Genomic DNA, 12,275 nt, shown 5'->3' with positions numbered 1-12,275 from the left:
TCTAACAGCTCCGCTCAACTTACCGTCTACCCTCTCTTTTCTTTATTCTCTTCGTCTTTCGCTCGCTCTTTTGCTCTGAACTCCCAATTCCGAAGCCGGGCGCAGGTACCGGAGACTGGCAACGAATCTCGAATGCTTCCTAATATCGACCGGAACGAAAATCAAATATGAAAGGTAAGTAGTTGATTAGACTTACTGAATGGGCTTTACGGAAAGTTACAGACAAAAAAAGAGCCGTGATAATAATCACAGCTCTTGGAATTCTGTTTTATAGGTAGGCGATGCTACCTAAAGGTCAGCTTAGATAACGGTTACGTTCTCAGCTTGTGGACCTTTTTGACCTTGAGTCACAGTAAACTGTACTTTTTGGCCTTCGTCTAGAGTTTTGAAACCGTCAGAGTTGATCGCACGGAAGTGTACGAAAACGTCTGGGCCAGACTCTTGCTCGATAAAACCAAAACCTTTGTCAGAGTTGAACCACTTAACAACGCCAGTAACTTGAGACATGATATAAATCCTGTAACTAAATAAAATAAAGCCTTAAACGGCAGTAGAGCTGGAAAATGCCGGTATTACTTATGTTAACAGGACGAACTGGTCGTATTGAACACATAAAGTTAAGCCCAACCTTCAAGCTGATTCCACTATAAATCATTCTGGCGGTATGTCAACAAACATTAAATGCCTCAAATCCTATTTTTTACTTACATTTCTGTCAGTTGTTACGAAAATACCTTCTAAAAACCCGTTTAAAAACACTAAATTTTTCTAAGCGAATAAAAAACACAAATTAAACAATGATTAACCAGCTAGCAGGCCCGAAAGACCTCCAACTTAAAATCCAGCTCGCAGGTCAAGGACTTGGAAATTAGCGCCTCTCGCTGCGCGTCGGTAAATTTCCAATTGTAGGGCGTCATCGCCAAAAAATGAGCGATGTCCGCCCCATCGTCGATTGTCATGGTCTGAGTTAATCGCTCACTGTGCAGGCGCTCAAACCCTGCGATCTGACTATCGACTTCGGGATTAGGCCTTGGCTGGTCATAGATCACCTGCTTCAGAGCAAAGTGATGCTGAGGACCTGCCGAGACGGTGATCAAGATAGCGCCCGGTTTAGCAACACGTCTTAGCTCGGCATCTTGTGAAGGCGCATAGATACGCAGCATGAAGTCGAAGCTCTGATCGGCAAAGGGCATCTCGAAACTGCTGGCGACGCAAAATTGAATATCTGGGTAGCGCTTCGCAGCATATTTAAGGGCCGACTTAGAAATATCCAAGCCACTGAGACTAAACGCCTCGGCGCTACCCATGGTGTGTTGCAATCTATGGGTGTAGTAACCCTCGCCGCAACCTATATCCAAACCATGCTGAGCCTCACTGGCATATTCCTTCGCCAAGGCATTTACCCTATCGCTCATCGCTTCATAATAGCCCTTATTGAGAAACTCTCGCCGGGCAAACATCATCTCTTTGTTGTCGCCGGGATCCTTTGAGCGTTTCTTCTGCACCGGCAGTAGGTTAACGTAGCCCTCTTTGGCACAATCGAATCTATGATTCGCCTCGCAGCACCAGGTGCGATCTATGAGTGACAGCTTCCGCTGACAGATAGGACAAAGATAAATCATTGCTATAGTTCCAATCCTAGCCGAACAAGCGTGTTCGACTAGTCGTCTAAAAACATCTTCTCAACCATGAGGTTAAGTTCGGGTGGTGCTAGAAGTTGATAGGACTCCAGCTTTCGCTGCAACGACTCAAGCTCCTCATGCTGGTTGGCGGCATGCTGCCAGTTGGGTCTCTGTACCCTCAGATAGTAATGGTGAGACAACAACTGCTTCTTACGCAGTAACTGCTCATCCACCTTGGTCACCTCGCTTAGGAGCACTCCATGCTGTTTAATATCACCCTGATTGGCAAAATGGGCCAGTTCTTGTCGAACCAGCTCTATCTCACCAATCTCTAGCAGCAGCCCCTCGGCGTCTTGACTCAAATCTTCCCCCCTGGCAAGTACCGACTTTGCGCGCCTAAGCTCGCGGGGGCCACCGAAGAGTCTCAAGTCGCGCTCCAGTGTCACCAGTAACCATTTATGGTCAAATTGCGGCATAAAGCAAACGCTATCGCCCTGAGTCTCAACCGCTATCACCAGACCTTTACGTAACCTTTCCGCGCACATCACGGGTGAAATGCCTAAGGCACTAAACAGACGCCAGCCCTGCCCATGGGAGCGATATAAGCACTCTTCTTGAGGCATCGCCTCATCAACCCTGGGCACCTCTACCGACACTAACTCACAGATAAGATAAGGATGGGCTCTTAAGATCAATCCCTTTTCGCTGGATGCCTGGGTCGCCACACACTCGAGCAAGTGGCCCCCCAGCGTCTGTAGCAGACTAAAATCGCTTACCGACTCGCGCAGGCGCAGCTGTAACTGACTCTTACGAGTCAGTTCGACAAATTGTGGCTGAGTCAGTAGGGGTTCAAACATTGGGTTATTCCTCGTTAGCCGACCATTGTAACTGGCTAGCTAAGCCACTGCCAACTTCAAAATGGCGCGATTTCAATCAAATAGGGAAAATAAACCGTTAAATTAGTGCAGGCGGAAACTAGGGTGCTATGATAAGTGCCACGATTCACACGCAACCTTACGCTATGCCTGCAAATAACCTTCCCAGCATCTTCTGGCACGACTATGAGACCTTCGGCGCAAACCCGGCCAAAGACAGGCCATCTCAGTTTGCCGGTATTCGAACCGATATGGATCTCAACATCATCTCGGAGCCAGTCACCTTCTACTGCAAACTGGCCAGCGACTACCTGCCGTCACCTGAGGCGATCCTCATTACAGGGATCACGCCCCAGCTCGCCAATCTCAAGGGGATGCCGGAAGCGGAGTTTATGGCCAGAATCAACGCTGAGTTTTCCCTGCCCAACACCTGTGTGGCTGGCTATAATTCGCTGCGATTCGATGATGAGGTGACCCGTTATGGCTTTTACCGCAATTTTTACGATCCCTATGCGCGGGAATGGCAAAACGGTAACAGTCGGTGGGACATTATCGATCTGGTGCGCGCCTGTTATGCGCTGCGGCCCGAAGGCATTAACTGGCCCGAGAAAGAGGATGGCAGCCCAAGCTTCAAACTCGAACACCTCACTCAGGCCAACAACTTAAGCCATGACAAGGCTCACGACGCCATGTCAGACGTGTACGCTACCATCGCCATGGCCAAGCTGATCAAAGAGCGCCAGCCAAAGCTGTTCGACTACTACTTCAACCTACGTAAGAAGAACGAGGTCAGTAAGCAGATAGATGTGCTGAATATGCAGCCTCTGGTACATGTCAGCTCCAAGATCAGCGCTCTCAACGGCTGTACCACGCTGATCGCCCCAGTAGCGCACCATAGCACCAATAAGAATGCCATCATCTGCGTCAATCTAGCCATGGATGTCACGCCACTGATTGAGCTAAGCGCCGATGAGATCCGCCAGCGCATGTATACCCCAAGGGCCGATCTTGCCAGCGATGAGTTGCCCATAGGTCTAAAACAGCTTCACATCAACAAGTGCCCCTTTATTGCGACGGCCAAGACACTCACAGACGGCAACGCCGAACGTTTGGAGATAGACAAGGAGTTTGCCCGCGCCCAATACAAGCGCCTGCGTCAGCACCCGGAGATCAGAGAGAAACTGGTAGCCGTCTTCGATACCGAGCATGGCAACGACATAAGCGATCCGGATTTGCAGCTCTATAGCGGCGGCTTCTTCAGCCACGCCGATAAGAGCAAGATGGAGATCATACGTCATACGTCGCCGCAACACTTAGCCGCTCTGGAGTTAGACTTTGACGACGAACGTCTGCCCGAGATGCTGTTTCGCTACCGAGCCCGCAACTATCCAGAGACATTGGATGACACCGAACAACAACGTTGGCGCACCTTCTGTCAGGCCCGACTGAGCGATCCAGACTATATGATCAAGCTGGAAACCTTAGTCAACGACACAGAGGCAGATGAAGAAAAACAGAAGTTATTGACGGCTTTATGTCATTATCTTAGCAACCTGTAGCCGAAACAGCGGTCATTTAGTGGAATAGGCCATCAAAATGGGCGTCAGATCCCGTTTTCGTGGTAACTTAGTTACTAAAATGATTTTCCAATAGCTTAACAATTAAGGATCAAGCTGATGCAAGATAGATTTGTTCACTGCATAGCTCAACTGCCAGAATCCTTGGCAGATAATTTAGTCCCTTTATTGAACCAGGACTTTGCCGGGCATATGGACGCTCAACAGGTGGCCGATCTCGCCAAGGCCACTCAGATGCACCAGGATGAGCTGCTGCTCGCCCTCTTGCCAGTTGCTGCGGCACTTGCCAAACCGCCCATAAGCGAATTTTATGTGGGCGCCATCGCCAAGGGCGCTAGTGGCGATATCTACATGGGTGCCAATCTGGAGCTAGACGGCGAAGCCCTGTTCCATAGCGTTCACGCCGAGCAGAGTGCCATCAGCCACGCCTGGTTAAGCGGTGAAACTGGCATCGAAGATATCATAGTCAATGCCTCGCCCTGTGGTCATTGCCGCCAATTTATGAATGAATTGGTGGAGGGGCAGGCCATTCGCATCCACCTGCCAGAGCAGGCGACTCAGCCCTTGTCTCACTATCTGCCATACGCCTTTGGCCCGGCCGACTTAAATATCAAGACGCCACTGCTCTCCAAACAGCAACACGAGTTTGCCCTGGAAAGCGCCGATCCTATGATCATCGAGGCGCTGGATCATTTGAGCCTGAGCTACGCCCCCTATAGTGAAGGTTATGCCGCCGTGGTGTTAGAGACCCGCGATGGTGCCACCTTCTGCGGCCGCTATGCGGAAAACGCCGCCTTCAACCCTTCCATGCTGCCGATGCAGATGGCGTTGTCGTCCATGGCCAGACATAATCGTGATTTCAGCGAGATCAACCGTGCCGTATTGATCGAGTCGAGCCAGGGTAAGATCTCCCTGGTGGGCGCGACCATGGATGCCCTGCACGCCGTAGCCGCCGTGGAGCTGGAACATATCATGGTGGATCCGGTTTAAGGGTCTAAGTCACCGGCCTTTAGGATCAAAAAAGGACTGCTCGGCAGTCCTTTTTACTATCTATTGCGCACGTTCTGGTTATTGCACTCTCATTATCGCGCTAGTGAAATTAACCGCGGCTCTTCTCCAGACGCGCTAACAGGCTTGAGGTATCCCAGCGCTGTCCACCCTGGGCCTGAACCTCGCTATAGAACTGATCCACCAGTGCGGTTAACGGCAGATGTGAGCCGTTGCGGCGCGCCTCACCCAGGGCGATCCCTAAGTCTTTACGCATCCAATCGACGGCGAAACCGAAATCATATTGTCCCTGCCACATGGTTTGATAGCGATTCTCCATCTGCCAAGATTGTGCGGCGCCTTTGCTGATCACCTCAACCACCTTCTCGCCATCTAGGCCTGCGCTACGGGCAAAGTGCAAGCCTTCTGCCAGCCCCTGTACCACACCGGCGATACAGATCTGGTTCACCATCTTAGTGAGCTGACCACTACCAACTTCACCCAGCAGCTCGGCGCAGCGGGCGTAGGCCTGCATCACAGGTTTGGCAGCTTCAAAGTCGGCGGCTTCACCGCCCACCATGACGGTCAACACGCCATTCTCGGCGCCGGCCTGCCCGCCAGAGACAGGCGCATCGATAAAGCCAACCCCTTTGACCTTAGCCGCGGCGCCAAGCTCGCGCGCCACATCTGCCGATGCAGTGGTGTGATCGACCAGTATGCTGCCCGGCGCCATGGCCGCCAGCGCGCCGTTATCACCCAGTACCACAGAGCGCAGATCGTCATCGTTGCCGACACAGACAAACACAAAGTCTTGTCCCTTGGCGGCCTCATTCGGGGTGGCACACCAGTTACCGCCATAGGTATCACACCAGGCCTGCGCCTTGGTTTGAGTACGGTTATAGACAGTTACTTCATGACCATGCTTCACCAGATGCCCCGCCATAGGGTATCCCATCACGCCTAATCCTAAAAATGCTACCTTTGCCATCTTCTGTCCTATCTCATTATTGATTAATACTGCTTATTCACCTTCTTAAAGAAAGGTTTTATTTGGGGGTACAAGGCCTCGAAGGCTGTAAATATGCGGGCATATTGTGCCACATGCACAGCCTCGGGTTCGAACTTTTCGCCAAGACGACGCATCTGCGTCCTGGCGCTAGCAAGATCTGGATAGATCCCAGCCCCCACGGCGCAGCACATGGCGGCGCCAAGCCCCGAGGCTTCATGCAGCGATAAACGTTCGACAGGGCGATTAAAAATGTCGGCGCACATCTGCATGACAAGATCACTCTGGGCACCGCCGCCCGTGATACGAACCACCTTGAAGGGCGAGCCCTTGAGCCTTTCCAGACGAAGTAGCCCCTGCTTGAGGGTCATCAGTATTCCTTCGATGGCGGCGCGGTACAGATGCAGCCTGCCATGCTCGGGCGTAAAGCCGACTATGCTGCCTCTCGCCTCGGGACCTGGGTAGATCATACCCTGCGCCCACAGCGGGCTCAGTAATAATCCATCGGCGCCTATAGCCACCTTGGCAATGGCCTGGGTAATATATTGCTCAGGGCTAATACCAAGTTCGTTGGCCTCAAGCACATCCTGCGCGCCAAACTGCTCGATGAGCCAGCTAAGCAGCCAAAAGCCGCGCTCCAGCTGGATCTCGGTAATATAGTCATTTTCATCGATAGAAGGAAAGGCAGGAAGATATCGATAGGCCTCGAGGTAGTTTTGGCCACCCCAAGCCAAGATGGCCGCACTGCCGAGGCTGATACAGGCGATATCCTCTTCACCACAGCCAGCTGCGTACACTTCGCAGGCCTTATCGGCACCGGCGCCATAGACACCAAGGCCCGGCACTAAACCGGTATCCTTGGCGAAATGCTCACTCACCTGCCCCATGCTCTTTGTTGGTGCAACTAAGGGCACCATCTGCGAAGGGCGGCTAGCCAGCGCCTGCCAACGCCAACTACGTGGACTCGCCCAGGCTTTACGCCGATAATCGAAAGGCAGATAGGCAACCTGTGACGCCTGGCTATCGACCAATCTCCCGGTGATCTGCCCTATGAGGTAGCCGCTAAGCAGCCCCACCTTGTCGGCGGCAGCTAGCCTATCTTTTTGATGCTCATGAAGATAGTTCACCTTAGCGGCGCGCCGCAGATACGCGATACGCCGGCTAAGACCGATACAGAAAAACCCCAGGCGATAGTACCAGGCCATGGGCGGCAGATTATCGCTCGCCAGGCGTCTGTCGGACCACATGTAGACAGGCGATACCGCCTGTCCATCCCCATCGAGCAGCACGGTGCAGGCCCTTTGAGTTGTCAGCGCCATTCCCTTTATTTGTGCCGGCAACACCTGGGTATGCTCAAACAGACCGCGCACCACATCCACCAGTTGTCGGTAGCAATATTCAGCCGACTGTTCACTCACGCCAGGTGCGCCGTGACGATAGGGCTGCACCGAGTGCTGACGTTTGGCGACTAGCTGTCCCTGGCGGTCAAACACTAAGGCCCTAACGCTCTGAGTACCATAGTCCAGGGCTAGAAAATAGGGATTCGCATCCTTGGAGATGACCCCTGGCTCTGCAGAGGCTTTTGTTATAGCTGGATTCATAGGCGATGTAGAGCCACCTCCCCTTAAGGCTTGAGGTGGGCCTCCATCTCAGCGCCAATCTTCTTGCGCATCTCCATCAGGCGAATGGCTGAGTCACGCATCACCTTATCCGACTCGGCGACCGGGACCCACTCGGGCACAGGGGATGGCTGACCTGAATCATCTACGGCCACCATGATCACGATACAGTGGGTGGTAAGATGCCGTTCGGGATGCTTAGGATCCCCCGCTTTCACGTCTATCCCCAAGTGCATCGAGGTGCGACCGGTATAAATCACCTTGGCGCTCACCTCGACAATATTGCCCACGTGAATGGGTTTGACAAAACGTATGCCGCCGGCGTAGGCCGTGATGCAATACTTACCGCTCCAGCCCGCCGCACAGGCATAGGCGGCCAAATCGATCCATTTCATTACCGCACCGCCATGCACCTTACCACCGAAGTTAACATCGGCCGGCTCGGCTAAAAATCGCAGGGTGATCTCTCTATCTTGTCCCGCCATCACAGCCACCTCATTTAGAAGAGTAAAACTAAAGTGTACTGCAAATAACTTGGCGATAGTAACTAAGAATCATGCTTTTAGCGCAGCTATCCCCAACGAACGACTGCAAGACAGGCCGCGAGAATCAATGGCAGACTCAGACGAATCACCCAAAGCAGGCCTTGCTGCCCCAAGATAGCCGGGATCTTGATAAATCGAGAGAGGCCAATCCCCAACAGGAAGAGCATGAGCACCTCGACACCGGCTGACAGATTGGTGTCACCACCGCTATAAATGGCGGTGACTAATAAGGCGAACCAAACGGTGGTAAAGGCGGCGGAGGCGAGAATGAAGGTCTTCAGCCCCACAGGCAGACGAAATGAATACTCACCACGAATCAGTCCATTGAGGTTAGCGGTGAGTAGACCAACCATGGGCATTAACGGAACAACGACAGGATTTAACACGATGACACCATCAGAGTGAAGTTAACAGAGCCAGATTATCCGCCCGGTTGTAGTCACTGCCAAGAGAGATGAATGAAACTTCATCCCGGCGCCATTCCGGCTTCATTCAAACATAAAAAAAGCACCATTAAGGTGCTTTTTCAATTAAAAACCGAAGCTTACTCGCCACGCTTAAACAGCAGTGAGCCGTTAGTGCCGCCAAAGCCGAAAGAGTTACACAGGGCATAATCGAATGCGTGACTACGTGCCGTATGGGGCACGAAATCGAGATCGCAGCCTTCATCTGGATTATCCAGGTTGATGGTTGGAGGGATCATCTGATCGCGCAGCGCCAGCAGGGTAATAATCGCCTCGACAGCACCGGCCGCGCCTAACAGGTGACCAGTCATCGACTTGGTCGAGCTGACCAACAGGTCGTATGCATGATCGCCAAACACACTCTTCACCGCTGAGGCCTCGGCCTTATCACCTGCCGGTGTTGAGGTGCCATGGGCATTAATGTATCCCACTAGCTGTTTTTCGATAGCCGCATCTTTGATGGCATTTTCCATCGCCAGTGCAGCGCCTGCACCATCGGCCGGTGGTGAGGTCATATGGAAGGCATCACCGCTCATGCCGAAGCCAACCAACTCACCATAGATGGTCGCACCGCGCGCCTTAGCGTGCTCATACTCTTCCATCACCATGATGCCGGCGCCGTCACCGATGACGAAACCATCTCTGTCTTTATCCCAAGGACGACTTGCGGCAACAGGATCTTCGTTGCGGGTAGAAAGTGCCTTGGCCGACCCAAAGCCACCGACGGCCAGCGGACAGGTCACATCTTCTGCGCCACCGGCAATCATCACATCAGCATCGCCATAGGCGATGGTACGTGCGGCAAAGCCTATGTTATGCACGCCCGTGGTACAGGCTGTGGTGACCGCAAAATTAGGGCCTGTCATGCCGTACTTGATCGACAGATGACCGGCGATCATGTTGATGATGGTGCTCGGCACGAAAAATGGCGATATCTTGCGAGGACCGCCCTTTAACAAGGCTGAGTGAGCCGCTTCGATAAGCGGCATACCACCCATACCGGCGCCGATGGCCGTACCGACACGGGTCGGATCTTCCACTTCCATATTCAAACCGGCATCTTCGATCGCCTGGATACCCGCCGCCATGCCGTATTGGATGAAGAGATCCATCTTGCGGGCTTCTTTCTTCGGCAGGTACTGCTCTACGTCAAAATCTTTGACCGAGCCGCTAAAACGAGTAGAGAACTCGCTGGCATCAAATTTGGTTATCGGTGCGATACCGCTCTGTCCCGCAAGCAGGGCTTTCCAGGACGCCTCTACGGTATTGCCCACAGGGGTCACTAGACCAATACCTGTGACGACTACACGACGTTTAGACACGTTTTCACCTTTCACTAGAATGAGATGGGAGGCCTCTAAGGAGACCGGAAAAACAAGGCTTATTAGGTTATAGCACAGGAAACTCAGGCGGGCATCCGCCCTCTCCCGCTCCTAGCCCTCAAACAAAAACAGGCGGCATAATTGCCGCCTGTTTTAGAGAATTCAGTATTACTGATTCTTAGAAACGTAATCGATCGCTGCTTGAACAGTAGTGATCTTTTCAGCTTCTTCATCAGGGATCTCAGTGTCAAACTCTTCTTCTAGAGCCATTACCAACTCAACGGTGTCCAGAGAATCTGCACCTAGGTCGTCAACGAAAGATGCTGCTGGTTTTACGTCTTCTTCTTTAACGCCCAGTTGCTCGATAATGATTTTCTTTACACGTTCTTCGATGTTGCTCATTAGTTTTCTTTCCTATTCAAATTACGCACTTGCGTAAGATTGCGAGTAGTTTATTCAATTTGGCACACAATGCAAGCTTAACTTTTGTGGTCTAACCACAAAACCTACGTAAGTCTACGCCAAAAATCAATCAAAATCAGTCAGTTGTTATAACCGACATTTAAACCATGTACATGCCGCCGTTTACATGCAGAGTTTCCCCTGTGATGTAAGCCGCTGAATCCGATGCTAAAAACAGTACAGCATTTGCAATCTCTTGCGGCTGTCCCAGTCTTTCCATAGGAACTTGCGACATAATACCTTTTTGCTGCTCTTCCGTCAGCTCATCCGTCATATCGGTCTGGATAAACCCAGGAGCAATAGCATTCACTGTTATTTGACGAGATGCAACCTCTCTTGCAAGAGATTTTGTAAATCCGATCAAACCAGCTTTAGCTGCGCAATAGTTTGTCTGACCTGCATTGCCCATTGTGCCTACAACAGAGCCAATGTTAATAATACGGCCACTGCGCTTTTTCATCATTGTACGTAACACCGGCTTAGAGGTGCGATAGAGAGAGCTGAGGTTGGTATCTATGATATCCGTCCACTCATCTTCCTTCATACGCATCAAGAGATTATCGCGCGTGATACCCGCATTGTTTACCAGAATATCAACTTCACCGACTTTTTCTTTGATCGAGGCAAATAATTGGTCAACTGATTCGCCATCGGTGACATTTAATACTAATCCATGACCTTTATCACCCAGATATTCCTGGATAGCGGCCGCACCACGCTCGCTGGTCGCTGTGCCGATCACCAAGGCGCCGGCCTCGACCAATGTTTCGGCGACCGCGCGGCCAATACCACGACTGGCACCGGTTACCAGGGCAACCTTGCCGGTTAAATCGAGATTGAAACTCATCTATTTACTCCTTATTCACCGAGCGCGGCAACAGAGGCGCTATCATTCGCCACTTTCGCGCTCAGCGATCTATTAATTCTTTTCGCTAACCCGGTGAGTACCTTACCTGGGCCCACTTCAACCAGCTGGCTCACGCCCTCGGCGGCCATCTTCTCAACGGTCTCAGACCATCTAACAGGACAATATAGCTGACGCACCAGGGCATCCTTAATGGCTTCGACCGTCTCAGGTGTGGCGACATCGACATTGTTGACAACACGAACGCTAGGCGCATTAAAGCTCAATGCGTCCAGTGCCTTGGCCAGTTCATCCGCCGCAGGCTTCATCAATTGGCAGTGAGATGGCACACTCACAGGCAAGGCAACGGCCATCTTGGCACCGGCCGCCTTACAGGCATCCGCCGCGCGCTCAACCGCCGCCTTCTCACCGGCGATAACCACTTGACCAGGGCTGTTAAAGTTAACCGGTGCAACCACCTCACCCTGGGCCGCCTCTTCACACGCCTTAGCGATGCCGTCGTTATCCAGACCGATAATCGCAAACATGGCGCCAGTACCCGCAGGCACCGCCTGTTGCATCAGCTGCCCACGTAGCTCAACCAGCTTTACCGCATCTTTAAAATCGATCACACCGGCGCACACCAGTGCCGAATACTCACCCAGGCTGTGGCCGGCAAGCAAGGCAGGCTTTGGCGCTGAGGTAGCTTGAATCGCACGCCAGATGGCGACACTTGCGGTAAGCAATGCAGGCTGGGTCTTATCTGTCTGATTCAGAGACTCGGCAGGTCCCTCTTGTACCAGTTGCCACAAGTCATAGCCTAACACTTCGCTCGCTTCGGCGAAGGTTTGACCGACGACCTCATGTTCCGCCGCCAAGTCGGCCAACATGCCTACCGCCTGAGAACCTTGCCCAGGGAAGACATAAGCAATCTTTTCCATTTTTATATACC

The 12,275-nt window shown here is 52.2% G+C and carries 13 protein-coding genes; 2 read left to right on the top strand and 11 right to left on the bottom strand.

Annotation, left to right across the window (positions count from 1 at the left end):
• Positions 1–300: 300 nt before the first annotated feature.
• From GNT65_RS07770 to GNT65_RS07760, 3 genes are all read right to left on the bottom strand, one after another.
• Positions 301–507 (bottom strand): cold-shock protein, encoded by a 207-nt coding sequence (locus GNT65_RS07770; protein WP_011865413.1) that lies wholly within the window; start codon positions 505–507, stop codon positions 301–303.
• Positions 508–809: 302 nt separating this feature from the next.
• Positions 810–1,622, bottom strand: a complete 813-nt coding sequence (rlmA, locus tag GNT65_RS07765) for a 23S rRNA (guanine(745)-N(1))-methyltransferase (protein ID WP_160794974.1) — start codon at positions 1,620–1,622, stop codon at positions 810–812.
• 38 nt (positions 1,623–1,660) lie between these two features.
• Positions 1,661–2,479, bottom strand: a complete 819-nt coding sequence (locus GNT65_RS07760) for a hypothetical protein (protein WP_160794972.1) — start codon at positions 2,477–2,479, stop codon at positions 1,661–1,663.
• 164 nt (positions 2,480–2,643) lie between these two features.
• Between GNT65_RS07760 and sbcB the strand changes: the two genes are divergently transcribed.
• On the top strand, positions 2,644–4,056 hold the full coding sequence (sbcB, locus tag GNT65_RS07755) for an exodeoxyribonuclease I (protein ID WP_160794970.1): 1,413 nt from the start codon (positions 2,644–2,646) through the stop codon (positions 4,054–4,056).
• Between the two features lie 117 nt (positions 4,057–4,173).
• Positions 4,174–5,064, top strand: coding sequence for a cytidine deaminase (cdd, locus tag GNT65_RS07750; RefSeq protein WP_160794968.1), 891 nt, complete (start codon positions 4,174–4,176; stop codon positions 5,062–5,064).
• A 109-nt stretch (positions 5,065–5,173) separates the two neighbouring features.
• On the opposite strand, the gene GNT65_RS07745 is transcribed toward cdd, so the two are convergent.
• The 8 genes from GNT65_RS07745 to fabD form a co-directional block, all read right to left on the bottom strand.
• Positions 5,174–6,049 (bottom strand): NAD(P)-dependent oxidoreductase, encoded by an 876-nt coding sequence (locus GNT65_RS07745; RefSeq protein WP_160794966.1) that lies wholly within the window; start codon positions 6,047–6,049, stop codon positions 5,174–5,176.
• 23 nt (positions 6,050–6,072) lie between these two features.
• Positions 6,073–7,668, bottom strand: a complete 1,596-nt coding sequence (locus tag GNT65_RS07740) for an FGGY-family carbohydrate kinase (RefSeq protein ID WP_160794964.1) — start codon at positions 7,666–7,668, stop codon at positions 6,073–6,075.
• Between the two features lie 23 nt (positions 7,669–7,691).
• On the bottom strand, positions 7,692–8,171 hold the full coding sequence (locus GNT65_RS07735; RefSeq protein ID WP_160794962.1) for an acyl-CoA thioesterase: 480 nt from the start codon (positions 8,169–8,171) through the stop codon (positions 7,692–7,694).
• A gap of 86 nt (positions 8,172–8,257) precedes the next feature.
• Entirely contained in the window at positions 8,258–8,617 is a 360-nt protein-coding gene (locus tag GNT65_RS07730) for a hypothetical protein (RefSeq protein WP_160794960.1), read from the bottom strand.
• Positions 8,618–8,775: 158 nt separating this feature from the next.
• Entirely contained in the window at positions 8,776–10,017 is a 1,242-nt protein-coding gene (fabF, locus tag GNT65_RS07725; protein WP_160794958.1) for a beta-ketoacyl-ACP synthase II, read from the bottom strand.
• A 168-nt stretch (positions 10,018–10,185) separates the two neighbouring features.
• Complete coding sequence (acpP, locus tag GNT65_RS07720) at positions 10,186–10,419, bottom strand: acyl carrier protein (RefSeq protein ID WP_011865403.1); 234 nt, start codon at positions 10,417–10,419, stop codon at positions 10,186–10,188.
• A 160-nt stretch (positions 10,420–10,579) separates the two neighbouring features.
• Entirely contained in the window at positions 10,580–11,326 is a 747-nt protein-coding gene (gene fabG, locus GNT65_RS07715; protein WP_160794956.1) for a 3-oxoacyl-ACP reductase FabG, read from the bottom strand.
• An 11-nt stretch (positions 11,327–11,337) separates the two neighbouring features.
• A complete protein-coding gene (fabD, locus tag GNT65_RS07710) occupies positions 11,338–12,264 on the bottom strand; it encodes an ACP S-malonyltransferase (protein WP_160794954.1) in 927 nt (308 codons plus the stop codon).
• Between the last annotated feature and the right edge of the window lie 11 nt (positions 12,265–12,275).

The sequence above is a fragment of the Shewanella insulae genome (genome assembly GCF_009831655.1).
GTDB classification, from domain to species: Bacteria; Pseudomonadota; Gammaproteobacteria; order Enterobacterales; family Shewanellaceae; genus Shewanella; species Shewanella insulae.
This window is presented reverse-complemented; position numbering and strand designations above follow the sequence as displayed.